Below are 25,171 nucleotides of genomic sequence, written 5' to 3'. Positions count from 1 at the left end.
GTCTAGTCCTTGAGCCGTTTCATCTTGACCTTGTAGTCCGCTTCGGAGATCTCGCCCGCGTCGAGCAGTTCCTTGAGCTCGGCCCGTTCCCGTTCGGCCTCCTGGCGGGCCTCCTCTTCGAGCTCCTTGTCCCGCAGGGGCCCGCCGGGGCCGAAGAGCAGCCGGAGGAAGAGCAGGATCACGCCCATGATCATGGTGACGAAGAGCAGCCGGGCCAGGGCGGGCAGGATGTGCTCCCCGTACCCGGAGTTGAACGGCCAGGCTCGCCACTGTGGGCTGTCCAGGAAATCGAAGAACCCTCCGAGAAGGGCGGGAATATGCGAAAAGTCCATGTGATTGTTCCTCCGGAGCGGCGTGTTTCGCCGTGGCCCATGTTCCTACGTGGCAATCGACTTCAGGGCAAGCCCCGGGCCGGCGGGGCGGTCGGCCTGTGAATGCATTATAGATTGTGCACGGTTTCTCTCAGGACCGTTGAAATCCTTTCGGGAGTGGTGTATTTCGGCTCTGAGAAGGAGAATCAATGCGTATCCTTATAGTAGAAGACGAATTCACCAGCCGCAAGCTGCTTACCGCGCTCCTGTCCGATTTCGGCGAGTGCGATACCGCCGCCGATGGAGTGGAATGCGTGGACGCCTTCCGTAAGGCCCTTGACGAGGGCCGCCCCTATGACCTGGTCTGTATGGACATCATGATGCCCAACAAGGACGGCCACCAGGCCCTGAAGGACATCCGCGCCATGGAGCAGGAGGCGGGCGTCTCTTCCGCCGACGAGGCCAAGGTCATCATGATCACCGCCCTGAACGATCCCAAGACCGTGGTCCGGGCCTATTACAAGGGCGGGGCCGCGGCCTACCTGCCCAAACCCATCGAGGTGGAGAGCCTGTACGCCATCCTGCGCAATCTCGCCCTCATCGATTGATTGCCTGTACGCCCAGTTTGTTTTACGAAGCATCCATGCACAACGACAACTACGTGAACGCGTCCGGTTCGGCCGTTCGTTCGACCGGCCGCCTGGCCCTTTGGCTGTCCGCGCCTGCCCTGGTCCTGCTCTCGGCCACTCCGGCCCTGGCGCAGGCCGCCCCACCCAGCCGCACCGGCTCCGTCCTGAACATTCTCCTGCTGGTGCTCATCGCCTATTTCCTGGTCCGCATGTTCAGGCGGCGGTCCGGCGGCGGCAACGACAAGACCCGGCCCGGACAGTGGTCCAAGACCGATTACCCGACCAAGCCCGGCGAAGAGGGCCGTTCCGATCCCGACGCCGGTTCCCGTGACGCGGCCAAGCCCATGGACCGGCACGAGGCCGCCCGGCAGACCTGGGACATGCTCCGCTCGGAGCCCGGTGACAACCCGGCGCCGACCACGCCCACGGGCGCGCCACAGCGCGCGAACGGGTTCGACGAGGCCGAGTTCCTGGAGGGGGCCAAGGTCCTTTTCTCCCGTTTCCAGCAGGCCCGCGACAAGGAAGACTTCGACGCGCTGCGCGACTTCCTGTCCGACGAGGTCTACAGCGACGCGGTGGCCGCAGGGGAACGCCCGCACACCGAGGTCATGCTGGTTTCGGCCCTGCTCACGGAGCTGAACACCGCCGCCGGCCGCACCGTGGCCTCGGTCCACTACGACGCGCAACTGCGCGTGGGCGAAGAGGGCCGTCCGGTCCAGCTTCGCACCGTGTGGGAGTTCGGCCGCGAAGACTCCGTGCCCGGCGGGCTGTGGGTCCTGGAAAAGATCAATTCAATAGACCAGTAAAATCAAAAGCCTCCTAGCAAGGCTTACTGTTTTCCGGAGGGAAAAATGGCGGATACCGTTTTCAACCTGGACCAGCCTATTGGTGCGCTCATCGACATCGCCGTGAGGGAATTCGGCGAGGTCGGTTTCGAGACCGTGACCATCGGCGACCGGAACCTGGAGGTCCTCCAGGTCAAGCAGATGCAGAAATACCTCGACAAGCTGGTGGACCGGACCCGGGGGGGCAAGAAGATATCCCTGCCCCTGTGGGCCAAGGTCTGGCCGTCCTGTCTGGTGCTCGGCTACACCCTGACCCGGTTCCCGTTCGCGCCCGGCTGCTCCATCCTCGAGGTGGGCGCGGGCTGCGCCGTGAACGGCATGGTCATGGCCTCGATGGGCCACGACGTGACCGTGACCGACGTGGAACCGAATGCCCTGCTGTTCAGCCGCATCAACATCCTCAAGAACGGCCTGGAGGACAGGGTGACCATCACCAAGGCCGACTTCACCAGGGACACTCTGGGCAGACGCTTCGACTACGTCATCGGCTGCGAGGTCCTCTACGAGGAGGCCGTGTACGAGCCGCTGGTGGACTTCCTGGACGCCCATCTGGCCGAATCACCGTCCGCCGAGGTTCTCATGGCCATGGACAAGAAGCGGCAGGGCAGGAAGTTCTTCGACAAGGCCGACGGGCTGTTCGCCATGATGAAGTCCGAGGCCAAGTACAAGGACAACGAGACCGGCGAGGAGAACGTCATCAACATGTTCCGCATGAAGAGGAAGGGCGCGTGATCGAACTCAAGAACTGCCTCAAATCCTTCACCACGGACCAGGACAAGGCGTGCACCCCGGTGGAGACCGTGAATCGCGTCAAGGCCGCCCTGGCCGAGAAGTGCAAGGGCGTCCTGGCCCAGACGGACCGGGTGGACACCGGCAGGCTCGGCATCCCGGTGTTCGTCAGCCAGTGCGGCCCCGAGGCCCGCGAGGTCATGCCCACGCGCAAGCAGATGGGCAAGGGCGCTTCCCCGGAACAGGCCGAGGCCTCGGCCCTGATGGAGCTGGTCGAGCGTTTCTCCTATTTCAGCTTCTGGGCCGACCCGGACAACTTCACGGAACTGACCTGGTCCGAGGCGCAGGAAAAGTGGCCCGGCCAGGTCATGGACATCGCCCAGGTGATCCGCTCGGTGAACGAGGAGATCGACCGGGGCAAGGCCGTCCGGCTCATGGACCTCATCCGTTGGCGGTTCCATCCGGCCCTGAACGTGCGCACCGGGAAGACCGAGTACGTGCCCCTGGACTGGTTCAAGAAGCTCAACGAATTCAACGGATCCTCCGCCGGAAACACCTTCGAGGAGTCCATCGCCCAGGGCGCGTGCGAACTGGTGGAGCGCCACGTCTGCGCGCTCATCGACCGCTCCCGGCAGACCACCCCGACCATCGACCCGGCCAGCTGCGCCGATCCGGTCCTGCGCCGTCTGCTCGACTGCTTCGAGCGCAACGGCGTGAGCATCATTCTCAAGGATTTCTCGCTCGGCTACCCCGTGCCCACGGTGGCGGCCGTGGCCTGGGACCGCAAGACCTTCCCAAGCTTAAGCGAAATCGTCTTCACCGCCGGGACCGCAGCCTCTCCGGTCAAGGCGGCCATCCGCGCCGTGACCGAGGTGGCCCAGTTGGCGGGCGACTTCGAGACCAGCCGGGTGTACGAGGCCTCGGGCCTGCCCAAGTTCACCGAGCTCGACCAGATTGAGTGGCTGAGGCAGGGCGAAGTGGTCACCCTCGACTCCCTGCCCACGGTGGAGGACGGGGATATATATAATGAATTGATGGCCCTGGCCGAGGGCCTCGCCGAGAAGGGCGACACCCTGTACGCGGTGGACACCCGGCACCCGGAGCTGATGGTCACGGCCAACTACAATTTCGTGCCCGGTTTCGACTTCCGGGAGCGCACCCCGCACCGGTCCATCGGCCTGTTCGTCGGCCGCATCCTGGCCGAGGACACCGACTTCGACGAGGCTCTGGAAGGGTTGGACGTGCTCGAGGAGATCTATCCCGGCGCGTACTTCCTGCCGTTCTTCCGTGGGCTGCTGGCCCTGCGAATGGGTGACCCGCTCTATGCCGCCGCCCAGTTCGAGGCGTCCGTGGACCTGCAGCCCGCCGACGCCGAGCGCGGTCTGGCGGTCTTCTACCAGGCCTACGCCCTGTCCCAGGTGGAGGAGTGGGAGGACGCCCTGGGCCTGCTCGACCGGGCCGTGGAGCTCGACGACGAGTGCCGGGAGTTTTTCAACCTGCGCGGCGTGGCCCACTTCAAGGCGGGGCGCTACGCCGAGGCTGCGGACAACTTCCGGGCGTCCCTGGACATCGACAGCGGATCGCCCCATGATCTGGCCAACCTCGGTCTGTGCCACAAGTTCATGGGCAACCGGCAGGAGGCCGAGGATTACCTCAAGGCGGCTCTCGACATGGACCCGACCTTGGAATACGCCCGGGAACACCTGCGCGAACTTGAGGAATCCTAGCCCGTTATAGGCAATTCGGGGGAATCCTTTTTGTCGTATTGAAATGTGCCGAGTACTTGACAAGGTTGGGGAGGAGACGTAATGTCCCTCCACGGTTTTACACCGAGTCTACCATTTGCAGCTAAGCAGCGGATCGCTGTTTATTTGGATAAGGTCGCTCCGGGAATCCCCCGGGGCTACAGCAAGACAAACATCCACTTAGGAGGATACAATGGCTGTTGTTGAATTCCAGGGCTCTTCTTTCGAAGTTGACGAAGACGGCTTCCTGCAGAAATTTGAAGATTGGACCCCGGTTTGGGTCGAATACGTGAAGGAATCCGAGGGCATCAAGGAGATCTCCGAGGACCATCAGAAAGTCATCGACTTCCTGCAGGACTACTACAAGAAGAACGGTATCGCTCCCATGGTGCGCATCCTCTCCAAGGTCACCGGCTTCAAGCTGAAGCAGATCTACGAACTGTTCCCGTCCGGACCTGGTAAAGGCGCCTGTAAGATGGCCGGCCTGCCCAAGCCCACCGGCTGCGTCTAGTTCTCGACCGAACTCGACTGACAAAGGCGGGAGCTTCGGCCCCCGCCTTTTTTACGCCCTTGCGGGCCGGGTGCGGGAGCGGGGCGAGACCCTGGAGATTCCCGGAAAATTTTCCTTGCCAAGCGGTGGGGCAGTGCGTATAAGACCGAGTTCCACGCAAAAAGAATGACAGGAGATAGTCATGAAAAACGATATTCATCCCAAGACTTACAAGGCCAAAGTTCGCTGCCACTGCGGCTACGAGGCCGAGCTGCTGACCACCAAGGGTGAGGAGTTCGAAGTGGAAATCTGCTCCAACTGCCATCCCTTCTACACCGGTAAGCAGCGCTTCGTGGACACCGCAGGCCGCATCGACCGCTTCCGCAAGAAGTATGGCGATCTGAGCAGCCTGGCCGCCAAGTCCAAGTAGCTCCGTTTTTTCGGCGCAAGCCGAGACCATATGCCTTCGTTGGGGTCGTCTACCCTGCGGAGGCATATTGTTTTATCCGGCCTTTACAATCGGCGGGGAATCCCTGATTCTCCACCCATGCGGGATATGGCGTCTGCCGCCCGGGAATATAGCCTTTACCGGAGGGTATCTGCTTGAGATTGCGAGGAATTCTGACGATGGCCGTACCCCAGGCCGTGGGTGGCCAGGCGGTGATCGAAGGCGTGATGATGCGCGCCAAGGACAAACTCGCCATCGCCATCCGCAAGGCGGACGGAGAGATCGTCACCGATGTCCGGCCGTGGTTCACCCTGGTCAAACATCCCTTGCTCAAGAAACCCTTCCTGCGCGGCTTTCCGGTGCTCATGGAGACCATGGTCAACGGCATCAAGGCGCTGAATTATTCCGCCATGCAGGCCGCCGAGGACGTCGAGGACGACGAAGGCGGCGAGCTGACCACCTGGCATCTCGTCCTGACCATGGTCCTGGCGCTCGGAGCGGCGCTCGGCCTGTTCGTGGTCCTGCCGCACTTCCTGTCCGTGGGTATGGAGCTGCTCGGCCTGGGCGGCGACGTGGATTCCCTGAGCTTCCACGCCTGGGACGGCCTGATCAAAATGATCGTCTTTGTGGGCTACATCCTGGCCATCTCCTACATCCCGGACATCCGCCGGGTCTTCCAGTACCACGGGGCCGAGCACAAGGTCATCTGGACCTGGGAGGAGGGCAAAGAGCTCTCCCCTGCGTCGAGCCGCTTCTACAGCCGCCTGCACCCGCGCTGCGGCACCGCATTTCTGCTGTTCGTCCTGGCGGTGTCCATCATGCTCTATGCCGTGCTGGTGCCCTGGCTGCTGACGTTCTATTCGCCGGAACATTTCATCGTCAAACATCTGTACATCGTCGGCATGAAACTCCTTCTCATGATCCCGGTCAGTTGCGTGGCCTACGAGATGATCAAGTTCGCCGGTAAATACAGCAAGAACGGCCTGTGCAAGCTGATGTGCTGGCCGGGACTGATGATGCAGATGCTGACCACCAAGGAACCTGACGACAGCCAGCTTGAGGTGGCCATCGCCGCCCTGCGGTGCGCTGTCAACGCCGAGGAGTGCTGACCATGTTTGGCAAGCTTGAAGAGATTGAGGAAAAATACGTTGAGTTGGAGCAGGAGCTTGCCCAGCCCGATATTTTCAATGACCAGGAACGGTACAAGAAGGTCTCCAAGGCCCACGCCGATCTCGGCGAGGTGGTCGAAGTTTTCCGCAAGTACAAGGTCCTGGCGCAGGAGCTTGAAAACAACCGCGAGATGATGAACGACTCCGATCCGGACATCCGCGACATGGCCAAGGCCGAGATCGAGGAGATCGAGGAGCAGCTGCCCGAGCTCGAGGACGAGCTCAAGGTACTGCTGCTGCCCAAGGACCCGATGGACGAGAAGAACATCATCCTGGAAATCCGCGCGGGCACCGGCGGCGACGAGGCGGCCCTGTTTGCGGCCGACCTGTACCGCATGTACACCCGTTACGCCGAGATCAACCGCTGGAAGGTCGAGGAGATGAGCGCCAACCACACCGGTTCAGGCGGCTACAAGGAAGTCATCGCCTCCATCTCCGGCGACAAGGTCTACAGCAAGCTCAAGTACGAGTCCGGCACCCACCGGGTGCAGCGCGTCCCGGCCACCGAGTCCCAGGGGCGTATCCACACCTCGGCCGTCACCGTGGCCATCATGCCCGAGGCCGAAGAGGTGGACGTGGACCTCCGCCCCGAAGACCTGCGTGTGGACGTGTTCCGGTCCTCCGGTCCCGGCGGCCAGTCGGTCAACACCACGGACTCGGCCATCCGCGTGACCCACATCCCCTCCGGACTGGTGGTCATCTGCCAGGACGAGAAGTCGCAGCACAAGAACAAGGCCAAGGCCCTGAAGGTCCTGCGCTCCCGCCTGCTGCAGATGGAGCAGGACAAGGCCAAGGCCGAGGAAGAAGCCGCCCGGCGCAGCCAGGTGGGCACCGGCGACCGGTCCGAGCGCATCCGTACCTACAACTATCCCCAGGGCCGCGTGTCCGATCACCGCATCAACCTGACCCTGCACAAGCTCCCCCAGATCATGGAGGGCGAGTTGCAGGAGTTGACCGAGGCGTTGATCAGCCATTTCCAGGCCGAAGCGCTCAAGCGGCAGGGCGACTAGCCGTTTCCGCTCAGGAACCTCCGTGTCCCGCAATATCCAGGACGTGCTCAAGGAGTGCGAGTCCCGCCTGTCCGGCGTGGACTCGCCCCGTCTGAGCGCTGAACTCCTGGCCGCGCACGTGCTCGGCTGTTCGCGCCTGTCCCTGAACCTCGAACGGGGCAGGGTGCTTGGCGACCGCGAATATGCCGTCCTCGACGCCCTGGTGGCCCGTCGTGAGGCGGGCGAACCCGTGGCCTACATCCTGGGCACCAAGGAATTCTACGGGCTGGACTTCGCGGTCTCGCCCGCCGTGCTCATCCCCCGTCCCGAGACCGAACACATCGTGGAGGCTGTGGAGGCGTCCTTTGCCAAGGGCCAACCGTTCCGCTTCGCCGACCTCGGCACCGGCTCCGGCATATTGGCCGTGACCATCGCCTCGCTTTTCCCCGAGGCCCGGGGCGTGGCCGTGGACATCAGCCCCGACGCCCTGGACGTGGCCCGGGCCAACGCGCAAGCCCATAACGTTGCGGACCGCCTGGAATTTGTCCAAGCCGATTTCACAGCCGAGACCGTGGAAGGGGATTTCGACCTGGTGGTCTCCAACCCTCCCTACGTCAGCGAATCCGAATTCGTGGCCGCCAGTCATGAGGTCACCGGGTTCGAGCCGACCGGCGCGTTGGTCAGCGGACCGGACGGGCTGGACCACATCCGGGCCATGCTTCCCGGCGTGGCGGCCATGCTCAAGCAGGAAGGGCGCCTTTTCATGGAGATCGGTTACGATCAGGCAAAGATGATAATAGATATCGTTGCTGACGTTTGCCCGGAATTCGAAGAGGTTGGGGTGCAAAAAGACCTCTCCGGACATGACCGTGTGGTCTTCGCGCGAAAAAAATAATCCCAGAAATGCAACAATTCGCCCTCGCCCTTGTTGTAAAAAAACAAAGAGTTGCTGGAATGCAACACGTGTTTGGACCGACAGCATCAATGAATTTTAATAGAATACAGCTGGTTAGGCGATTCGCCTGTCGTGGCATTGTTCTTGCTATTTAGTGACTGGTTAATCAACCGGAGGAATAATGTCTCAGACAACCATACATAGATCAGTACGTTGCACCGGTATCGGGCTCCACAGCGGCAAGCAGGTGGATCTGGTTCTCCGGCCCGCTGCTGAGGATACCGGCATCCTGTTTTCGCTACGCGACGGAACCGGTTCCACCTTCATGACCCCCGCCCCGTCCCTGGTCGTTGAGACCAGCCTGGCCACGGTGCTGGGAGACGGCCGCGAGACCGTGGCCACCGTCGAACATCTGCTCGCCACCATCAACGGCATGGGCATCGACAACATCCATATCGAAGTCACGGGCAAGGAAGTGCCCATCATGGACGGCAGCGCCGGTTCCTTCGTCTACCTGCTCAAGCAGGCGGGCGTGCGCACCCTGAACAAGCCCCGCAAGGTCCTGAATTTCAAGAAGGCCGTGGAGTTCGAGCAGGACGGCAAGTACATCAAGGCCCGCCCCTACGACGGTCTGTGCGTGGACTACACCATCGAGTTCGCCCATCCGCTGATCGGCCGCCAGCACATGGCCATGGAAATCACCCCCGAGAATTTCTCCCAGCATCTCGCCAAGGCCCGCACTTTCGGTTTCCTCAAGGAAGTCGACTACCTGCATGCCAACGGCCTGGCCCTGGGCGGCTCCCTGGATAACGCGGTTGTTCTGGACGAATACAACATCCTCAACGCCGAGGGGCTGCGTTTCGAAGACGAGTTCGTGCGCCATAAGATGCTCGACTTCGTCGGCGACATCGCCACCTTCGGCGCGCGTTTGCAGGGCCACTTCGAGGTCTTCGCCTCGGGCCACGCCCTGAACAACGCCTTCCTCCGGCACCTGGACGAGAACCGCGACCTCTACCTCGAGGAAAAGGTTCAGGGCGCTGCCGTCGTCAAGGAATCCCCGGCGCGCGAACAGCTCCAGCCCACCCCTGCCGTGGCTTAGGATTCAGCCTCTCAGGCCACAAAAAAGCCCGCCATTCGGCGGGCTTTTTTGTGGCCTGAGAATGCCTCCGGCGGCCGGGGCGCTGCCCCGGACCCCGCTTAAGAACCTCTTGAAAGAGGTTCTTAGGGTCTGTCGACATTCATTTCAACCAAATCCAAATCGCTGCAACATGTAAGAATGACATGTAGGTAGAGGCGAGCTTGTCGTATCTCGTTGCTATTCGTCTAAATTGTTTTAATTTCGCAAACATACATTCAACCATGCTGCGCTGTTTATACAGATGGCGATCGTAGTCGCGAGGTTCTTTTCTAAGAGATCGTGAAGGGATTACGGGCTGGGCTGGCATCGCTAAAATGGTGTCTACAATCTGCTGGGAATCGTATCCTTTGTCAGCAAGAACATAGTCCGCAATTTGCCCGGAAAGCAACGGTATGGCTTGTGTACAATCTGAAATATTACCTGGTGTTAGAATGAATTTGGTTGGACAGCCGAGAGAGTCTGTGCTAGCATGAACCTTGCTGGAGAACCCACCGCTAGACCTCCCGATCTGCTGGCAGAGGTGCCCCCTTTCCGCCCGCCGAATGTTGGTGGGCTCGGACGATAGAGCTGTCGATCATGAGCCACTCTGTGTCGGCATCAACTGCGAGGGTGTTGAACACCATTTGCCAAATGCCTTTCTTTGACCACCGGATGAACCTTTTGTGCACGGAAGACCATTTTCCGTAGGAAGCCGGAAGGTCTCGCCAAGGGGCACCGGTTTTCCCTATCCATAAAACCGCATCAACGAACAGCCTGTTATCTTGAGCGGTTCTGCCACTATCGCTCTTCTTTCCTGGAAGAGAATCCTTGATCTTGTCCCACTGATCATCGCGTAAAGCATGACGTTTCTGCGCTGCTACTTTCATGAAAAATGTTGTAGCACGGTCGCAGTCGAATGTCGACAGACCCTAAGAATCTCCAGAACTTTTTGTTGCCGCTTCGCGGTTTGTGCGCAACAGCCAGTCGTGCTTTTCCAGCTTCTTTGCAGTCCGTTCCATCGTCCCGCTAAATCAGCCACTCTCCCGTCTCCCGCCACCCCCGCGAAGCGCTTAAAAAGTTTAGGAGGGAAAGGGGGATGGGGGTCCGGGGGAAGGGGGAAAGGGAAGCCCTTTTCCCCTTCCCCCGGCCGCCGGAGGCGTCCTCACCTCTGAAACAGCAACTCAGCGAGAATGCCGCTGTGGCTGGTGCGGGGGAGCTTGGCCACGCCGAGGTGTTGGATCTGGAAAGGACTGCCGGGGCGTTTGCGGGTATCGAGGTAGCGCGACAGGGCGGCTGCGTGTTCGGGATGTTGTAGCTGTACGCGGACGGACAGGGTTTCGTCCTTGCGCAGGAACTGGACGCGGGTGAGGCCCATGCGCGTATGGTCGAATTCGATGAGTATCTCGGTCAGTCGGGCCTCGTCCCGGGCGTAGCGGACAAGAGAGGCTTGCCGCCGGCCGGTGGGCGCGAGCCAGGGTTGGTAGCGGAGGACGCCCTTGTCCGCCTCCAGCAGGGCCTCGGACAGGGGGAGGGCGCAGTTGGCGGCGTCCTGGTAGGCCGCGTGCAATGGAGGGTTCCCGGCCAACAAAGTAAGGAAATCGGGCAAGGGCAGAGGGTGCCCGTAGCGGCCGGATTGCTTGAGCGCGGGGCGGAACCTGTTTTCGAAGAGCGTGCGGGCCGAGTCGAAATCGCTGACCCGGCTGAGGGCGGTGGCCGCATTGCCGTGGGCTTCGCCGGTCAGTTCCTTGAGGACGATCTGCGGGACAAGCTGCTGGACGAGGAAGAGGAGTCGACTGCCCTCGGGGCGGGCGGTTTCGAGCTGCGCCAGGAGCCGCTCGCCGTCGATGTCCACCCAGGCTATGGAGTCCGGGAGGTTTTTGACGAGCACGCCCCGGACCTTCTGGCCGGGACGATGGCGGCTGCGGAACCGGTCGGACCGGCTGCCGCCCCCGTTGTAGGAGCCGCCCGTGCCTGAACCCGAGACGCGCACGGCGTGCCCCTAGGCCTGGTCGATGATCAGTTCGACTTCGTCCAGGGCGAGGCCGGTGGATTTGGCGAGCTGCATCGGGGTCTTGCCGGAGCGGTGCCCCTGGATGATGATTTCACGCATGAATTGTGGGGACTTGGCATACTCGTTGGCGAGCTTGACCAGCTTCCTGAGCTCGGCGGCCTTGTTTTCCAGCTGGGTGTTCAAAGCGACCAATTCCTGCTGGCGCTGCTCGAAGGTGGATACCAGTTCGTTCTCCAGCTGGGTGTTGAACTGCAGCCGCTTGATGAATTCCTCCTGCTTGGCGTGCAGGCCGGAGAGCAGGGTTTCTGATTTGCGCAGGCGCAGGAAAAAGAGGATCACGACGCCGAGCAGGACGACCTCGCTGATGGTGAAGAGCATGATAAGCAGAGTGGACATGATTCGGATTGCCTTCAGGGTCAGATCTTGACGTTGACTATGTTGCCGGACCAGGGGGACCCGCTGGAGGCCCCGGTATCGGGGTCGTCATCGTCCGGTTCGCGGTTCTTTCGCTCCGGGGCGGCCTCTTGGCGCTGATCGTTGTGGCCGTCGCGGTCCACGGGATCGGTGGCGGTCTTCTTCTGGACCTGCTGGACTTTGCCCTCGCGCTGGCGGAGCTGCTCCTGGAGCAGCGGTCCGAAGAGCATCTGTTTTATCTCGGGCGTGGCCTTTTCCGCATGGGCGATCTTCTGCACGAAGGGCAGCTGCGAAATGAGTATGGGCAGGTCCAAAGGCGTGGTGCTCATGGATCACCTCACAAGATATTGTTCGAACATCAACGTATCGAACTGGCCAAACCCCATGTATTGGTTGATGATGACCAGCAGTTCCTTTTTCAGCTTCTCGCTGTTCTCCTTATCGGACAAAAACTGCAGATCCTTATTCTTGAGATAATAGTACAGGGCGTTGCGCACGGCAAACGTCTCCTGCTTGAACTGCCGGGCCAGCCCGTCGTCCTCGGTGGACAGGAGGATGCTGACCTCGAGGAAGCGGATTTTGCCCTCCGCGTCGGTCTGTTCGATGAGGAACGGGTCGAGCTTGATGATGATCTGGGGCGTCTCCGGCACTTCCTCTGGGGCCGGTTCCGGGGCGACCTCTTCCACGGGCGGCGGAGGCGGCGGGGGCGGCGCTTCTGGTTCGCGCAGCAGGAGGATGACGATGATGACCAGCAGGAGCAGGATGACGCCAATGCCCACGATCACGAACTTGTTCTTGAGCAGGGCGACCAGGCCCGGTTTGGACTTGGAGTCGTCATCGGTCAGGAACGGCGTCTCGGCCTCGACCTCCTCGATCTCCTCTTCCTCGTCCTCGTCTTCGAGGAACGGGGCGTCGTCGAGGTCGAGATCGACCTTCTGCGTGGCCCTGCTCGCGGCGGCGTCGTCCAACTCCGCTTTCCGCTCGGCGGGAGCGTCGGTTACATCTTCGGCATCATCCGGAACGAGCAGGACCATGGCAAACGCCTAACCGGCAAAGGTGCTTTAGGCGAAGATTTTGTCGATCTTCTGGCCCAGTGTTTCGGGAGTGAACGGCTTGACGATGTAGTTGGACACCTTGGCCTGTACAGCCTCGATGATGTTCTCCTGCTGGGCCTCGGCGGTGACCATGAGGAAGGGGATGTCCGCGTATTCCTCGCTGGCGCGCACCTTGCGGAGCAGTTCGATGCCGGACATGGTGGGCATGTTCCAGTCGGAGACGATGAAGTCGATGTTGTCCTTGTTGAGCACTTCCCACGCGGTGGAGCCGTCGTCGGCCTCTACGATGTTGTTGAAACCCAGCTGGCGCAGGATGTTTTTGATGATTTTACGCATGGTGGAGAAATCGTCTACAACCAGGACGCGCATGTTGGTATCGTAAGCCATCGAAAGTCTCCTTTACATGAGTGCTACTCGTTTTCGTAACGAGCTCTGAACGTTTTTCTTAATTTATTCAATGCTTGGGAGTGGAGTTGCGAGACGCGTCCCTCGGTTATGTCCATAACCTCGGCCGTCTCCTTCATGTTCAGCTCCTCCCCGTAATACAGAGATATGACCAATTTTTCTCTCGGCGTCAATTCTTCAATGAGATTGGCTACTTTGTCAACAATCTCCTGGAAGGCGGCCGATTGGAAAGGTTCGTTGTCGGTCATCTTCTTCTGGCCGATGAGATTTTCCTGAAACGTGTCGAGGCTGAGGCAGACCTGGTTGTTCAGGGCCTCGAGTCCCTGCTGGACCTCCTTGTCGGTCATGCCGGTGTGTTCGCAGAGCTGCTCCGTTGTGGCCGGCGAGCCGGTTTCGTGCTCGATCTGGCGCATGGAGTCCTCGAGCACCTTGACCTTCTGCCTGAGTCCCCTGGAGAACCAGTCCATGCGGCGAAGCTCGTCGAGCATGGCCCCCTTGATGCGGTTCTCCGAGTAGGTGTCGAACTTGATCCCCAGCTCCGGGTTGAACTTGCCCAGGGCGTCCAGAAGGCCGAGGCTGCCCGCGCTGATGAGCTCGTTGAGCTCAACGCTCTGGGGCAGCTTCGCCTTGAGCCGCAGTGCCAGAATCCGGATTTTGGGCGCGTAGTATCGGACGATGTTTTCCCGATCCCTCGGCGAAAAATCGTCCCAGCGCTTGACGCCCTGCTCCAGCTCAAGCCACGGATCGTTCCTGGAAGAGGAGTTTCTTCCAGAAGAATTTAATATTGCCATCGGTGTTGGGGGTTACCTGCCAGTTTTTGACCTTCTGGGCCGTCTGCCGGACAGCCACGCTGGCCGGGGTCTTGGGAAATTTGTGGCAGAACGGGGTCTGCGCGATGACCGCGTTGCGCACATTCTGGTCATAGGGCACGAAGCCGACCAGGTCGAGCGAAATGCCGTCGAGGAAGTGGTCGCAGGCGTTCAGGAGCTTGAGGTAGACCTCGCGGGCCATGTTCACGTCCTTGACCATGTTGACCAACACGCGGAACTTCTCCACTCCGTGGTGCAGCTTGAGGACCTTGATCAGCGCGTAGGCGTCGGTCAGGGAGGTGGGCTCCGGGGTGATGATCAGCAGCCTCTCCTGCACGGCCAGGTTGAAGTACAGGACGTTGTCGTTGATGCCCGCGCCCGTGTCCACGATGAGGTAGTCAACGTTGTCCTCCAGGGAGTCCATGGCGTCCAGGAGGTCGAGCTTCTGGCCCTTGTCCAGGTTGACCATGTCGCTGACGCCCGACGAGGCAGGGAGGATGCGGAATCCGTAGGGGGTGTCGAACAGGATGCGGTCCAGGGTCATTTCCTCGTGGAACAGGTGGAAGAGATTGTGCTGGGGCGCAAGCCCGAGGATGACGTCCACGTTGGCCAGCCCGAGGTCGGCGTCGAGAAGGACAACCTTCTTGCCCGCGGCGCTCAGAGAATAGGCCAGGTTGACCGACATGTTGGTCTTGCCGACGCCTCCTTTGCCGGAGGTGACGGAGAGGACCAGGGGGAGATTCGAACTCATAACGTGTGTCGCGCTCCTTAGGGTTGCGTGTTGCCGTCGGGCAGCCTGCGCATGAACAAGACCCGCCAGATCATCTCTTCCGTGGCCGGGCTGATGCTGTTTTTCAGGCCGGGGCCGTATGAAAGTGCGGACACCGGCAGCCCGCCAGCGTATGCCATGTTCAATATTGCCCCGAATGTACAGGCTTCATCGAGTTTCGTCCAGATAACGCTAGCTAGTTGTTCACTTTTGTATTTGTCCATGAACCGCTCGAACTGTCCTTTGCTGTAATAGGGGTTCATGACCAGGTGGATGGACAGGTCCGGGCACTCGTTCAGGCCATAGAGCTGGGCCCACTCCTCAAGGGTGGTCCGGCCGGACAGGCCGGGCAGGTCGATGAGGATCATGTCGAACTGCCGGGCCTCTTCCCGGAGCAGGGCGAAGTCCTCCCGGGTGATGATCTCGCGGAAGGCCAGGCCGCTCAACTCGGCGTAGTGCTTGAGCACCAGGCGGCCCTTGCCCCGGCCGCCGTCCGCCGTGGCCAGGCACAGCCGCATGCCGGGCTGTTCCTTTTTCATGCGCAGGGCGAGGCGCACCAGGCTCGAGGTCTTGCCCGCGCCGCCGGGCCCGGCAAAGGCGTGAAAGGTGTTTGTCCAGGTCTCCGCCTTGAACGGGGTGGCCTTGAGCAGCGGGTCCAGGGCGGTCATGACCGGGCAGTCCTCGGTCTCGCGCATGGTGCAGTAGACATGGGTCAGGACGCGTTCATCCACTTCCTCGCGTTCCAGGTATTCCAGGGCCACACGCTGCTTGGGGGTGAGTCGGGAAGGGTCCATCTGGGGCTTCATCAGGGCCATGATCTGTCCCTTGATCTGGCTCCATTCGCGCTGCCAGCCCACCGAGTCGCGCAGGGCGGCGTCGACCACGCCTTCCTTGGTGTCGTGCGCCGGGCGGGCCGTCGCCACGGGCTGGTTCTCCACCGCGGCCACGATCTCGCAGCACTTGCAGCCGTTCTCGGTGACGGTCTTGTTGGACAGGATCACGGCCTCGTCGCCGAGTTCGGATTTGACCTTGGCGAAGGCGGCCGTGGACGTTGCGGCCCGATAAGTCTTCATTCTCATAATCTGGTCCTAGAGTTCGACGGTTGCGACCGACTGAATTTTGACGTCCGCCGGAATCTCGGCCTGGGAGATGACCGGCAGGGTGGGAATGAACCGGGTCAGGAGCTGGGCCAACTGCGACCGAAGCTGCGGGGTGACCAGCAGGATGGGCTGGCCGTCAGCCACCATGGCGTCCTCGGTGGAGCGGTTGATGGCCTGGATGATCTGTTGGGCCACACCCGGTTCCAGGGCCAGATAGCCTCCCTGTTCGGCCGGGCGCATGGCACCGTTCAGGATCTCGTCGATCTGCGGGTTCAGGGTGATGATGGGCAGCACCCCGTTGTCCCCAATATACGGCTTGACGATGGTCCGGCCCATGCGGGCGCGGACGTATTCCGTGAGTTGGGTCGGGTCCTGGGTGGCCACGCCGTAGTCGGCCAGGGTCTCGACGATGGTCAGCAGGTCGCGGATGGACACGCTCTCCTGGACCAGTCCCTGGAGGACCTTCTGTACCCCGCCGATGCTGAGCACGCCGGGCACCAGGGATTCCACGGCTTTGGGCGCGCGCTTGGACAGGTTGTCGAGCAGTTCCTGGGTCTCCTGGCGGCCGAGGAATTCGTGCAGGTTGCGTCGGAAGACCTCGGTCAGGTGGGTGGCGATGACCGTGGACGGGTCGACCACGGTGTAGCCCGCCAGCATGGCCTCTTCCTTCTGGGCTTCGGGAATCCACACGGCCGGGAGGTTGAAGGCCGGTTCCACCGTCTCCACGCCTTCGATGCGCTGTTTGGCGTCGCCGGGGTCCATGGCCAGGTAGTGGTCTATGAGCAGCTCGGCGCTGGCCACCGGGTTGCCCTTGATGAGCACGCGGTACTCGCCCGGCTTGAGCTGCAGGTTGTCGCGCAGGTGCAGGGACGGGACGACCACACCCATGTCCAGAGCGAACTGGCGGCGGATGGACCGGATGCGCGAGAGCAGGTTGCCGCTCTGCTCCTCGTCCACCAGGGGGATGAGCCCGTAGCCCACCTCCAATTCCAGCTGGTCCAGCGGGAGCAGTGCCTGGACTTCCTCCGGGGTGTCCATGGTGGAGGGCTGGCTCTGCTCCTTCTCCTCCTGTTCAAGGGCCAGGCTGTGCTGCTGCTTGGAGGAAATCTGGCCCACGGTGAAGACGATGACGGCCAGGGTCAAAAACGGGATGGTCGGCATGCCCGGCACGATGCCGAAGATGACCAATATGCCGGACACGAGCTTGAGCGCCCGGTGGTGGAAGGAGAGCTGGCCGATGAATTCCTCGCCCATCTTGGCCTCGGCGGCCGCGCGGGAAACGATGATACCCGCGGAGGTGGAGATGATCAGCGAGGGGATGGTGGCCACCAGACCGTCGCCGATGGTCAGCAGGGTGTAGGTCTGGGCCGCGTCCATCCACTGCATGTCCTTTTGCAGCACGCCGATGAGAAAGCCGCCGATGATGTTGATGGCCGTGATCATCAGGCCCGCCTTGACGTCTCCGGAAACGAACTTGCCCGCACCGTCCATGGCGCCGTAGAAGTCGGCCTCGCGGCGCAGGTTGGTGCGCTGCTTGGTGGCCTCCTCCTCGTCGATGAGCCCGGCGTTGAGGTCCGCCTCGATGGCCATCTGCTTGCCCGGCATGGCGTCCAGGGTGAAGCGGGCGGCAACCTCGGCGATACGGGTGGTACCGGTGACGATGACGGTCTTGTTCAGGATGAACAGGATCATGAAGATGACGATGCCGATGACGTAGTTGCCGCCGACAACGAACTCGCCGAAACTCTGGATGACCGATCCTGCGGCAGAGGTGCCCTCGTCGCCGTGCAGCAGGATGGCGCGTGTGGTGGCCACGTTCAGGGCCAGGCGGAGCAGGGTGGTGACCAGCAGCAGGGACGGGAAGATGGAAAATTCGAGCGGCGAGATCATGAACATGGACGTGACCAGGATGACCAGCCCGAGGGAGATGGAGACCGAGAGCATGAAGTCGATGAACGGAGTGGGCAGGGGGATGAGCATCACGAAGAGGATGACCACCACGCCGCCCGCGAGGAGCATGTCGCCCTGCTTGGCGAACTTGTTGTAGTCGATTTTCGGGAGTACGGTCTTGGCTGAAGGCTGGGCCATGTTTTTGACACCTCTCGGACGGTTGGGCTGTGGATTCCAGGGAGGGCGTCAGGCTTTACAACTACCGGCGATGCTTGAATTTCTCCAGCTTTGCCAGGATTGCGGCCACGGCCTGAAACAGTTCCTCCGGGATGGTTTCTCCGATCTCAACCTGTTTATACAAAGCCTGTGCCAAGGGTTTGTTTTCTTCGATGGGGATGGAGTTTTCCCGCGCAACTTCCTTGATTCGTTCGGCGACCTTGTTCACGCCCTTGGCCAGGACCAGGGGGGCCGGGGCCTGAAATGGGTCGTACTGCAAAGCTATGGCGTAGTGGGTCGGGTTGGTGATGACCACGTCCGCCTTGGGGATGTCCTGAAACATGCGCGAGGCCATGACCTGCATCATCTTCTGGCGCTGTTGCTGCTTGACTTTGGGGTCGCCTTCTGCCTGCTTGCGCTCGTCCTTGATCTCGTCCTTGGTCATTTTGATCTGTTCCTCGTAGTTCCAGCGCTCGTACACGAGGTCGGCTACGGCGATGATGAACATGGGGATCAGCGCGTAGCAGACCATCTTGTAGCCCACGGTGAGGATGAAGGAGAGGATGCCCTGGACGTTGGTGTGGAAGAGCGGGAGCAGGTTGGGCAGTTCCTGCCTGATGACGATGTACGGGGCGATGGCCACGGCCATGGCCTGGAGTAAGCTCTTGGCCAGCTTGAGCAGAGCGTCCGGGCTGAGCATGAGCTTCTTGACGCCGCTCATGATGTTGAAGAGCTTGCCGAATTTCGGCTTCAGCGGCTTGGTGGTCCACAGTGAGCCTACCTGCAATCGTATGGTGAGGAAGGCCACGAAGGCGATGACCAGCATGAACGGCACCACCAGCAGGGCCATCTTCTGGACCCCCCAGGTGAACAGGGCGTAGGCCATGGGCTTGTCGACGTTGAAGTTGATGGCCTCGAGAAAGGTCCAGCGGTAGATCTCGGTGAACTGGTCGCTGTAGAAGCCGATCATGAAGCGCAGGACCAGGACCCCGGAGAGCAGGCTCATGACCTTGGGGATTTCCTGCCCCTTGGCGACGTTGCCCTCCTTGCGTTGCTTGTTGCGCCGTTTGTCGGTGGCTCTTTCTGTTTTACTCGGATCTTCCTGGCCGATCATGGCAGCTCCTACGGGATGACGGAAGTTCCGAATTTCATGACGTTTTCAAACATGTTATTCAACCCGGCCAGGAAGTCGCCCACGTACAGGGCCATGATGGAAAAGATGAAGCCGAGGAAGAAGAAGCCCACGGTGATCTTGATGGGAAAGCCGAGGATGAGCACGTGCATCTGGGGCGCGGCCCGCGAAATCAGCGCCAGGGAGAGATCCACCAGGAACAGGGCGGCCATGACCGGGGCCGCGATCTTGATGGCCAGGGTGAACATCAGGTTGGAGAAATGGAAGATGTCGTTGGCCAGTTCGGGCTGGAGCAGGAGGGTGCCCGGGGGGATGTATTCGAAGGTCATGCCCACGGCCTTGAGCAGGTAAAGGTGCCCGTTGAGGACCAGGAAGGTCAGCATGGTGCACATGTACAGAAAATGGGCCGAGACCGCGTTGCTGGTGCCGGTGATCGGGTCGACCACGTTGACCATGGCGAACCCCATCTGGAAACCGATGATTTGGCCGCCCAGCTGGACTGCGGCGAACAGAAAATTGACGAGCATACCGAGGATCAGGCCGAGGAGCAGTTCGCCGATGAACATGATGGCGATGTTCCAGCCCGTGGGCATCATGGACGCCGGGAAGGAAAGCTGCGGCCAGAGCGCCAGGGAGAGAACCAGGACAAGCGCGGCCTTGACCATCTTGGGGATGGATTGTCCTCCGAAAAAGGGCAACAGGAAGAGCACGACGCTGAGGCGGAACAGCGTCAGGAAGTAGCTGAGCATGTCGCTCGGGGTGAAGCCGAATATCTCCATTACCAGCTCACTGCAAAACCCGAACCAACGGGGGCGTCATAAGGCCGGGGCCGAAAAGGACAGGCCCTTCTGGAACGTCGCATTCCAAAAGGGCCTGGAGCATTCACGATTCGGGGCCGGTTTAGTTGAGGATGTACCGCTTGGGGTTCACCGGCACGCCGTTCAGGCGGACCTCGTAATGGAGGTGGGGACCGGTGGAGCGGCCCGTGTTGCCGACGTAGCCGATCAACTCGCCCCGGGTGACCTCCTGGCCGTTCTTGATGGCGATGCGGTTGAGGTGCGCGAACCGGGTGGACAGGCTGGCGTTGTGCTTCAGCCGGATGGACAGGCCGTAGGACCCGTCGCGCCCGGCAAAGGTCACGGAAGCCCTGGCCGGGGCGTACACCGGAGTGCCCCTGGGGGCGGAAATGTCGAGACCCTTGTGGAACTCGCGCTTGCCGGTGAAGGGCGAGGTGCGCCAGGCGAAGCCGGAAGTCACCCAGCCGGAGGTCGGCCAGATGGATGGGGTGGCCTCAAGGATGTTTTGGTTGGAACGCAGGGTGTGCATGATCTCCTGCTGGCGGACCTCTTCGAGGCGCGCCTCCACGTTCAGCTGGCGCAGGAATTCATGCATCTTGCGGGCGAGCAGCTCCTGGCGGTAGAGGGGCAGATAGCCCTTGGAGAAATTTTCGTTGGCCGGGCCGCCTTTGGGCGCGGCCGCCTGGCTGCCGTCCTGGTCCAGGTTGATCATGACCCGCAGCTTGGAGTCGAAATCACGGATGCGGTTCAGGTTGCCCTGAAGGGAGGTGATCTTCTGGGAGAGGCTCAGGAGCTGGGTCTTCTGCTCCTGCACGGTCTTTTCCGCGATGTTCAGTCCCTGCTCGATGCGAGAGTGCTCGGCGTACTTCTTCCAGAGGATGACGTTGCCCGCCGCCATGGACACGGTCATGAGCAGCAGAAATACGATAAACCAGCCTCGTAGCTGGAATTTCTTGCACGAACCCTGTTTGTCTTTGAAGACAACTATGTGGTATTTTCGGAAAAGCATTACCTTTCCAGGATGTTATAAGTTCGTAGAGCAGCCTGATGCGAGCTTTGAGTACTTTTAGTCTAGACTTTTTTGCTTGTCAAGTCGACTTGTTGCCGGGTTATGGCGTTGAAGATGTTGTTTTTTATGCGTTTATCCGTCTTCCACATGGTTCGAAGCCATTCGTGTATTTCATCCCGTTTGGTGTAACCGTTTGAAGGACAGACGTTTTCCCATATGGGCAACTCCCACTGAGTGGCCGCCTTGATGACCGTTTTCTTGTCCAGGAGCATGGTCGGCCGGATGACCTTGAGCTTGCCGCCGAAGAACGGCTCGTTGGCCGACAACCCGTCGGCCCGCCCGTTCTGGACCACGTTCATGAAGAAGGTGACCACGTTGTCGTCGGCGTTGTGCCCGAAGGCGAGGTGGGTCAGTTTGTAGTCGCGGCACAGTTCGAAGAGGCGCTTGCGGCGCTGCATGGCGCACCAGAAGCACGGCGAGTTCTTGCGGTTCTCTTCCGAGTGGGCGCGCGGCCCGAAGTCGGTCAGCTCGACGTGCGCGGACACGCCGTTGTCGGCGCACCAGCGTACCAGGGGCGCGTGGGAGGACGCGTCGAAGCCGGGGTTGACGTGCAGGGCCATGAGCTCTACCGGGAAGGGCATGATCGCCTGCCGGATGGTCATGACCTTGAGCATGAGGAAGCTGTCCACGCCGCCGGAGATGGCAAGACCGATGCGGGCTCCGCCGGAGACCATGTCGGTGCGCTGCATGAGCTTGCCCGTGGCGGTGACGCATTTTTTCTGCGCAAAGGTGAGTTTGCCCCATGAGGCCATCTGTCTTTCTCCCGTTTGATTTGGTATGCAGGGCGGACCAGGTCAGGCAGATAGGTTATTCCTGCTTGACTTGCAAGCCCCTTTGGGGCAGCTTTACAAGCTTTCGCGTCATGGTCGGAATCGTCCGTTCCCGGCCGGAAACCAGGTTCCCCCCGGAGGCTGCCTGTTTTGAGACGGATTTTGTTCCTTGTCCTCATCGTGCTCGCGGCGGTCCTGGCCGGTGGCGCGTATTGGTACCGAATCACCATGGATGAGCAGGTGGCGGCGACTCGCTGGCTGTCATATTCCCTGGACAAGGTCAAGTCCGTGAACGTCCTCGACGAAGGGGAGGCCTACACCCTGGTCGCCGGGGAAAACGGTTGGGTGACGCGCGTTCCGGACGAGTCATCGAGTGTTTCGGCACGGGCTCTGAACAACCGGGTCCGGGACTACCTGAACCGGCTGTCCGAACTGGTCCCGCTGCTTTCCTTCGACGAGGGCGGAACCGGCGGGCGCAAACGTCACGGTTTGGACGACCCCGGGGTGAAGCTCCTCGTGCGGTTCAGGGATGAAAGCGTCCAGCCCCTGGAAATCCGGTTCTCCCGCGACGAATCCGGCAGGACCTACGGCTGGAATTCCGAGACGCCGGACCGGGCCTACGAGTTCGGGGGCGAGGTCTACGGGCAGTTCGCCCAACCCGCCGCCCATTTCCTTGATACCAAGGTTTTTCAGTTTGACGAGGAGCGGGTCGGCCAGGTGCAGCTCGTCCAGCCCTTCGGTTCAAGCTGGCTGGTCAGGCGCGCGGGCAACGGATATACCTTTGTCCTGCCCGGCTACCTCAAGGACAAGGCGGCTTCCGCCTCGGAGCTCAAGCTCTACCTGCACGCCCTGGCCCTGCTGCGGGCGGGCAGGCTGGTGCTGCATCCAGCCGAGCCGGAACGGGGCATGGCGGCCCTGACCATCAAGGTCTGGGCCGGGAAGGCCAAGGAGCCGTCTTTGGTGGAGTTCTTCACCATCGGGGACGACCCCAAACATTATTTCGGCCGCTCTTCCTGGCTGACGGTGCCGTTTCTGCTCGATGCGGAGAGCGTCAACCAGCTGGTCAAGAGCGCCTTCGACGTCCAGGGGCGCAACGTGTTCTCCCTGGACATCGGCCAGGTGGCCGTCCTGGTCATCATCAACGGTGACCGGCGCTATGTGGTCCGGCGCGAGCACAGTGGCTGGCGCGTGGAAGGGGGCGAAAAAAACGTCCCGGGCATTGACATGGCGCTCTGGCGATTTACTGAGTTACAGTTTGAGGCGTTGCCCCTGAACAACCTGGCCGCCACTGCTGTGAAGCTCATGCACTGCCGTCTGCTGGACGGCAATGGGGACGAATTGAAGGCCGTGACCTTCTATGCGGACCCGAAGCTGCCGCCGGGCCAGTGCTGGATGAAGAACGGAGACGGCATGTACTACCCCGTCTCCGCGCGGCTGCTCAAGGACCTGCAGGGCATGTTCCCCGGCGGTCAGGCAAAGACGAAATAACGACGCTTCAAACGAAGTCTCAAGGAGAATATCATGGCAAGGATTACCGTAGAAGATTGTCTGGCGAAAGTGAGCAATCGTTTTCTCATCACCCAGATGGCCATCAAGAGGGTCAAGCAGTACCGCGAAGGGTACGATCCCCTGGTCGACACCAAGAACAAGGAAGTGGTCAATGCCCTGCGCGAGATCGCGGCCGGCAAGGTTGTCCCCGACACCTCCGACGACCTCCACCTTCACTCCGCCTCAACCGAGGAAGCCTAGTAGCCGACCATGTCCAAACGCGACTATTACGAAATCCTGGAGGTGGAACGCACCGCCACCAAGGATGAGATCAAGACGGCGTACCGGAAACTGGCTTTCAAGTACCATCCGGACCGGAACCAGGACGATCCCGACGCCGAGTCCAAGTTCAAGGAGGCCGCCGAGGCCTACGAGATCCTGGGCAACGAAGAGAAGCGCCAGGCCTACGACCGGTTCGGCCACGACGGCGTGAACGGCAACGGCTTTTCCGGCTTCTCCAGCAACGAGGACATCTTCGGGGCCTTCAGCGACATTTTCGGCGAGGTCTTCGGCTTTTCCTCGGCCGGACGGTCCAACCGTCCCCGGGCCGGTTCCGACCTGCGCTACAACCTGGAGATATCCTTCAGGGATGCGGCCAAGGGCACCGAGGTGGGCATCAAGATTCCGGTGGAGACCTCCTGCGAGACCTGCGGCGGCAGCGGGGCGGCTCCGGGCTCCACGCCCGAGACCTGCCCCCAGTGCGGCGGCTCCGGCACCGTGCAGCAGTCCCAGGGCTTTTTCCGTATTTCCGCCACCTGCCCCCAGTGCCGGGGCGCAGGCAAGCTGATCACAGACCCCTGCGACACCTGCATGGGGCGCGGTTCGGTCATCAAGGACAAGGACCTCAACGTCCGCATCCCGGCGGGCGTGGACAACAACTCCCGGCTGCGGCTGCGCGGCGAGGGCGAGGCCGGCATCAACGGCGGCCCTCCGGGCGACCTCTACGTGGTCATCCGGGTCGCCCCGGACGACACCTTCGAGCGTCAGGGCCAGAACCTGATCATCAGCCGGGAGATCTCCATGGTCGAGGCCGCACTGGGCCATCGCCTGGAGGTGCCCACCCTGGATGAGCCGGTCAACCTGGATATCCCCAGCGGTACCCAGTCCGGCGAGGTCTTCAGGCTGCGCGGCCTGGGCCTGCCCCATCTCGGCTCCAGCCAGAACGGCGACCTGCTCGTGGAGATCCGCGTGAAGACGCCGTCCAAGCTGAACAGCCGCCAGGAGGAGCTCCTCAGGGAATTCGCAGAGATCGAGGCCGGAAAACTCAAAAACCGGGCCAAGGGCTTCTTCAAGAAGGCCAAGGACAAGGTCATGGGAGAGTAGACGATGGCAGACGGCTTTTCGCACATGGACCAGGACGGCAACGCCCGCATGGTGGACGTCTCCGCCAAGAACGACACAAACCGCACGGCCATTGTCCGCGGGCTGGTCCGTCTGTCCGCCGAGACCATGCGCCTGCTCAAGGCCGACGCGCTGCCCAAGGGCGACGTGTTGACCACGGCCAAGATCGCGGGCATCCAGGCCGCCAAGCGGACCAGCGACCTCATCCCCATGTGCCACCCTCTGCCCATCAGCTACGTGGACGTGCGTTTCACCGTGCACGACGTTGATTCGACCATCGAGCTGGAATGCGAGGTGCGCACCACCTACAAGACCGGCGTGGAGATGGAGGCCCTGATCGGCTGCCAGGTGGCGGCAGCGACCATCTACGACATGTGCAAGGCGGTTCAGAAGGACATCGTCATCGACAATTGCCGCTTGGTCTTCAAATCGGGCGGCAAGAGCGGTACTTTTACCGCTGAGTAGAAGGGTTCAATGA

Annotated in this window: 29 protein-coding genes; 14 read left to right on the top strand and 15 right to left on the bottom strand. The window is 61.3% G+C overall.

The features are described 5' to 3' along the window. Positions 1–2: 2 nt before the first annotated feature. Positions 3–332 (bottom strand): SHOCT domain-containing protein, encoded by a 330-nt coding sequence (locus tag ACR42D_RS10475; RefSeq protein WP_484566755.1) that lies wholly within the window; start codon positions 330–332, stop codon positions 3–5. Positions 333–520: 188 nt separating this feature from the next. Here ACR42D_RS10475 and ACR42D_RS10470 point away from each other — a divergent pair, with 188 nt between their 5' ends. From ACR42D_RS10470 to lpxC, 10 genes are all read left to right on the top strand, one after another. Beyond that, the gene (locus ACR42D_RS10470; protein ID WP_484566754.1) at positions 521–919 is read left to right on the top strand and encodes a response regulator; all 399 of its coding nucleotides are present in this window, start codon (positions 521–523) and stop codon (positions 917–919) included. Between the two features lie 35 nt (positions 920–954). After that, positions 955–1,746 (top strand): TIM44-like domain-containing protein, encoded by a 792-nt coding sequence (locus ACR42D_RS10465; RefSeq protein WP_484566753.1) that lies wholly within the window; start codon positions 955–957, stop codon positions 1,744–1,746. Between the two features lie 45 nt (positions 1,747–1,791). Then, positions 1,792–2,517 carry a class I SAM-dependent methyltransferase gene (locus ACR42D_RS10460; protein ID WP_484566752.1) on the top strand — a complete coding sequence of 242 codons (726 nt, stop codon included), beginning with the start codon at positions 1,792–1,794 and terminating at the stop codon, positions 2,515–2,517. After that, positions 2,514–4,241 carry a YcaO-like family protein gene (locus ACR42D_RS10455; protein ID WP_484566751.1) on the top strand — a complete coding sequence of 576 codons (1,728 nt, stop codon included), beginning with the start codon at positions 2,514–2,516 and terminating at the stop codon, positions 4,239–4,241. The genes ACR42D_RS10460 and ACR42D_RS10455 overlap by 4 nt, the downstream gene beginning before the upstream one ends. 211 nt (positions 4,242–4,452) lie before the next feature. Then, positions 4,453–4,770 (top strand): TusE/DsrC/DsvC family sulfur relay protein, encoded by a 318-nt coding sequence (locus ACR42D_RS10450; protein WP_014321317.1) that lies wholly within the window; start codon positions 4,453–4,455, stop codon positions 4,768–4,770. A 181-nt stretch (positions 4,771–4,951) separates the two neighbouring features. Beyond that, a complete protein-coding gene (gene rpmE, locus ACR42D_RS10445) occupies positions 4,952–5,179 on the top strand; it encodes a 50S ribosomal protein L31 (protein WP_319585044.1) in 228 nt (75 codons plus the stop codon). Positions 5,180–5,376: 197 nt separating this feature from the next. Next, positions 5,377–6,306: a DUF1385 domain-containing protein gene (locus ACR42D_RS10440; protein ID WP_484566750.1), complete on the top strand. Its 930-nt coding sequence runs from the start codon at positions 5,377–5,379 to the stop codon at positions 6,304–6,306. A 2-nt stretch (positions 6,307–6,308) separates the two neighbouring features. Further along, positions 6,309–7,376, top strand: a complete 1,068-nt coding sequence (gene prfA, locus ACR42D_RS10435; RefSeq protein WP_484566749.1) for a peptide chain release factor 1 — start codon at positions 6,309–6,311, stop codon at positions 7,374–7,376. Between the two features lie 22 nt (positions 7,377–7,398). Further along, positions 7,399–8,250: a peptide chain release factor N(5)-glutamine methyltransferase gene (prmC, locus tag ACR42D_RS10430; RefSeq protein ID WP_484566748.1), complete on the top strand. Its 852-nt coding sequence runs from the start codon at positions 7,399–7,401 to the stop codon at positions 8,248–8,250. Positions 8,251–8,431: 181 nt separating this feature from the next. Next, positions 8,432–9,349, top strand: a complete 918-nt coding sequence (gene lpxC, locus ACR42D_RS10425) for a UDP-3-O-acyl-N-acetylglucosamine deacetylase (RefSeq protein WP_484566747.1) — start codon at positions 8,432–8,434, stop codon at positions 9,347–9,349. Between the two features lie 139 nt (positions 9,350–9,488). Here the strand turns inward: lpxC and ACR42D_RS10420 are convergent. The 14 genes from ACR42D_RS10420 to ACR42D_RS10355 all read right to left on the bottom strand — a co-directional run bounded on the left by ACR42D_RS10420 (position 9,489) and on the right by ACR42D_RS10355 (position 21,786). Next, positions 9,489–10,254, bottom strand: a protein-coding gene (locus ACR42D_RS10420; protein WP_484564834.1) for an IS5 family transposase whose coding sequence is annotated in 2 segments (ribosomal slippage) — positions 9,489–9,903 and positions 9,902–10,254 — 768 coding nt in all. Because the reading frame shifts where the segments join, the coding sequence is not laid out codon by codon here. A gap of 275 nt (positions 10,255–10,529) precedes the next feature. Next, complete coding sequence (locus ACR42D_RS10415; RefSeq protein ID WP_484566746.1) at positions 10,530–11,357, bottom strand: hypothetical protein; 828 nt, start codon at positions 11,355–11,357, stop codon at positions 10,530–10,532. 9 nt (positions 11,358–11,366) lie between these two features. Next, on the bottom strand, positions 11,367–11,774 hold the full coding sequence (locus tag ACR42D_RS10410; protein ID WP_484566745.1) for a hypothetical protein: 408 nt from the start codon (positions 11,772–11,774) through the stop codon (positions 11,367–11,369). Between the two features lie 20 nt (positions 11,775–11,794). After that, complete coding sequence (locus tag ACR42D_RS10405; RefSeq protein WP_484566744.1) at positions 11,795–12,121, bottom strand: hypothetical protein; 327 nt, start codon at positions 12,119–12,121, stop codon at positions 11,795–11,797. Between the two features lie 3 nt (positions 12,122–12,124). Beyond that, complete coding sequence (locus tag ACR42D_RS10400) at positions 12,125–12,826, bottom strand: flagellar basal body-associated FliL family protein (RefSeq protein WP_484566743.1); 702 nt, start codon at positions 12,824–12,826, stop codon at positions 12,125–12,127. 27 nt (positions 12,827–12,853) lie between these two features. Then, a complete protein-coding gene (locus tag ACR42D_RS10395; RefSeq protein WP_066803674.1) occupies positions 12,854–13,234 on the bottom strand; it encodes a chemotaxis response regulator CheY in 381 nt (126 codons plus the stop codon). 23 nt (positions 13,235–13,257) lie between these two features. Beyond that, positions 13,258–14,043 carry a FliA/WhiG family RNA polymerase sigma factor gene (locus ACR42D_RS10390; RefSeq protein ID WP_484566742.1) on the bottom strand — a complete coding sequence of 262 codons (786 nt, stop codon included), beginning with the start codon at positions 14,041–14,043 and terminating at the stop codon, positions 13,258–13,260. After that, complete coding sequence (locus tag ACR42D_RS10385; RefSeq protein WP_484566741.1) at positions 13,985–14,812, bottom strand: MinD/ParA family protein; 828 nt, start codon at positions 14,810–14,812, stop codon at positions 13,985–13,987. Before ACR42D_RS10385 ends, ACR42D_RS10390 begins: the two co-directional genes overlap by 59 nt. A 17-nt stretch (positions 14,813–14,829) precedes the next feature. Beyond that, the gene (locus tag ACR42D_RS10380; protein ID WP_484566740.1) at positions 14,830–15,909 is read right to left on the bottom strand and encodes a flagellar biosynthesis protein FlhF; all 1,080 of its coding nucleotides are present in this window, start codon (positions 15,907–15,909) and stop codon (positions 14,830–14,832) included. A gap of 9 nt (positions 15,910–15,918) precedes the next feature. Continuing rightward, positions 15,919–18,018 (bottom strand): flagellar biosynthesis protein FlhA, encoded by a 2,100-nt coding sequence (gene flhA, locus ACR42D_RS10375; RefSeq protein ID WP_484566739.1) that lies wholly within the window; start codon positions 18,016–18,018, stop codon positions 15,919–15,921. 61 nt (positions 18,019–18,079) lie between these two features. Then, complete coding sequence (flhB, locus tag ACR42D_RS10370) at positions 18,080–19,150, bottom strand: flagellar biosynthesis protein FlhB (protein ID WP_484566738.1); 1,071 nt, start codon at positions 19,148–19,150, stop codon at positions 18,080–18,082. Positions 19,151–19,158: 8 nt separating this feature from the next. Next, positions 19,159–19,947: a flagellar biosynthetic protein FliR gene (gene fliR / locus ACR42D_RS10365; RefSeq protein ID WP_484566737.1), complete on the bottom strand. Its 789-nt coding sequence runs from the start codon at positions 19,945–19,947 to the stop codon at positions 19,159–19,161. 121 nt (positions 19,948–20,068) lie between these two features. Continuing rightward, entirely contained in the window at positions 20,069–20,974 is a 906-nt protein-coding gene (locus ACR42D_RS10360) for a M23 family metallopeptidase (protein ID WP_484566736.1), read from the bottom strand. A gap of 62 nt (positions 20,975–21,036) precedes the next feature. Continuing rightward, the gene (locus ACR42D_RS10355; RefSeq protein WP_484566735.1) at positions 21,037–21,786 is read right to left on the bottom strand and encodes a tRNA lysidine(34) synthetase; all 750 of its coding nucleotides are present in this window, start codon (positions 21,784–21,786) and stop codon (positions 21,037–21,039) included. A gap of 168 nt (positions 21,787–21,954) precedes the next feature. On the opposite strand from ACR42D_RS10355, the gene ACR42D_RS10350 reads away from it, so the two are divergent. The 4 genes from ACR42D_RS10350 to moaC are packed head-to-tail and all read left to right on the top strand — an operon-like array spanning position 21,955 to position 25,158. Further along, positions 21,955–23,292, top strand: a complete 1,338-nt coding sequence (locus ACR42D_RS10350) for a DUF4340 domain-containing protein (RefSeq protein WP_484566734.1) — start codon at positions 21,955–21,957, stop codon at positions 23,290–23,292. A gap of 33 nt (positions 23,293–23,325) precedes the next feature. Further along, positions 23,326–23,553 (top strand): DNA-directed RNA polymerase subunit omega, encoded by a 228-nt coding sequence (gene rpoZ, locus ACR42D_RS10345; protein ID WP_484566733.1) that lies wholly within the window; start codon positions 23,326–23,328, stop codon positions 23,551–23,553. A gap of 9 nt (positions 23,554–23,562) precedes the next feature. Next, positions 23,563–24,675, top strand: coding sequence for a molecular chaperone DnaJ (gene dnaJ / locus ACR42D_RS10340; RefSeq protein WP_484566732.1), 1,113 nt, complete (start codon positions 23,563–23,565; stop codon positions 24,673–24,675). A gap of 3 nt (positions 24,676–24,678) precedes the next feature. Then, entirely contained in the window at positions 24,679–25,158 is a 480-nt protein-coding gene (gene moaC / locus ACR42D_RS10335; RefSeq protein WP_484566731.1) for a cyclic pyranopterin monophosphate synthase MoaC, read from the top strand. The last annotated feature ends 13 nt before the right edge of the window (positions 25,159–25,171 follow it).

Origin of the sequence: Pseudodesulfovibrio sp. lm2024, assembly GCF_051175575.1 — a bacterium.
GTDB lineage: Bacteria > Desulfobacterota > Desulfovibrionia > Desulfovibrionales > Desulfovibrionaceae > Pseudodesulfovibrio > Pseudodesulfovibrio caledoniensis.
The sequence above is the reverse complement of the archived record's forward strand: the minus strand, read 5'-3'. Positions and strand labels throughout refer to the sequence as shown.

Excerpts from the sequence above, each read along its gene's own strand:
- ACR42D_RS10400 (WP_484566743.1), bottom strand. The coding sequence starts at position 12,826 with ATGGTCCTGCTCGTTCCGGATGATGCCGAAGATGTAACCGACGCTCCC.
- ACR42D_RS10450 (WP_014321317.1), top strand. The coding sequence starts at position 4,453 with ATGGCTGTTGTTGAATTCCAGGGCTCTTCTTTCGAAGTTGACGAAGAC.
- ACR42D_RS10355 (WP_484566735.1), bottom strand. The coding sequence starts at position 21,786 with ATGGCCTCATGGGGCAAACTCACCTTTGCGCAGAAAAAATGCGTCACC.
- flhA (WP_484566739.1), bottom strand. The coding sequence starts at position 18,018 with ATGGCCCAGCCTTCAGCCAAGACCGTACTCCCGAAAATCGACTACAAC.
- ACR42D_RS10380 (WP_484566740.1), bottom strand. The coding sequence starts at position 15,909 with ATGAGAATGAAGACTTATCGGGCCGCAACGTCCACGGCCGCCTTCGCC.
- ACR42D_RS10470 (WP_484566754.1), top strand. The coding sequence starts at position 521 with ATGCGTATCCTTATAGTAGAAGACGAATTCACCAGCCGCAAGCTGCTT.
- ACR42D_RS10390 (WP_484566742.1), bottom strand. The coding sequence starts at position 14,043 with ATGGCAATATTAAATTCTTCTGGAAGAAACTCCTCTTCCAGGAACGAT.
- rpoZ (WP_484566733.1), top strand. The coding sequence starts at position 23,326 with ATGGCAAGGATTACCGTAGAAGATTGTCTGGCGAAAGTGAGCAATCGT.
- fliR (WP_484566737.1), bottom strand. The coding sequence starts at position 19,947 with ATGGAGATATTCGGCTTCACCCCGAGCGACATGCTCAGCTACTTCCTG.
- ACR42D_RS10460 (WP_484566752.1), top strand. The coding sequence starts at position 1,792 with ATGGCGGATACCGTTTTCAACCTGGACCAGCCTATTGGTGCGCTCATC.
- ACR42D_RS10360 (WP_484566736.1), bottom strand. The coding sequence starts at position 20,974 with ATGCTTTTCCGAAAATACCACATAGTTGTCTTCAAAGACAAACAGGGT.
- rpmE (WP_319585044.1), top strand. The coding sequence starts at position 4,952 with ATGAAAAACGATATTCATCCCAAGACTTACAAGGCCAAAGTTCGCTGC.
- ACR42D_RS10465 (WP_484566753.1), top strand. The coding sequence starts at position 955 with ATGCACAACGACAACTACGTGAACGCGTCCGGTTCGGCCGTTCGTTCG.
- flhB (WP_484566738.1), bottom strand. The coding sequence starts at position 19,150 with ATGATCGGCCAGGAAGATCCGAGTAAAACAGAAAGAGCCACCGACAAA.
- ACR42D_RS10395 (WP_066803674.1), bottom strand. The coding sequence starts at position 13,234 with ATGGCTTACGATACCAACATGCGCGTCCTGGTTGTAGACGATTTCTCC.
- dnaJ (WP_484566732.1), top strand. The coding sequence starts at position 23,563 with ATGTCCAAACGCGACTATTACGAAATCCTGGAGGTGGAACGCACCGCC.
- prfA (WP_484566749.1), top strand. The coding sequence starts at position 6,309 with ATGTTTGGCAAGCTTGAAGAGATTGAGGAAAAATACGTTGAGTTGGAG.
- ACR42D_RS10410 (WP_484566745.1), bottom strand. The coding sequence starts at position 11,774 with ATGTCCACTCTGCTTATCATGCTCTTCACCATCAGCGAGGTCGTCCTG.
- lpxC (WP_484566747.1), top strand. The coding sequence starts at position 8,432 with ATGTCTCAGACAACCATACATAGATCAGTACGTTGCACCGGTATCGGG.
- ACR42D_RS10475 (WP_484566755.1), bottom strand. The coding sequence starts at position 332 with ATGGACTTTTCGCATATTCCCGCCCTTCTCGGAGGGTTCTTCGATTTC.
- ACR42D_RS10405 (WP_484566744.1), bottom strand. The coding sequence starts at position 12,121 with ATGAGCACCACGCCTTTGGACCTGCCCATACTCATTTCGCAGCTGCCC.
- ACR42D_RS10440 (WP_484566750.1), top strand. The coding sequence starts at position 5,377 with ATGGCCGTACCCCAGGCCGTGGGTGGCCAGGCGGTGATCGAAGGCGTG.
- ACR42D_RS10385 (WP_484566741.1), bottom strand. The coding sequence starts at position 14,812 with ATGAGTTCGAATCTCCCCCTGGTCCTCTCCGTCACCTCCGGCAAAGGA.
- moaC (WP_484566731.1), top strand. The coding sequence starts at position 24,679 with ATGGCAGACGGCTTTTCGCACATGGACCAGGACGGCAACGCCCGCATG.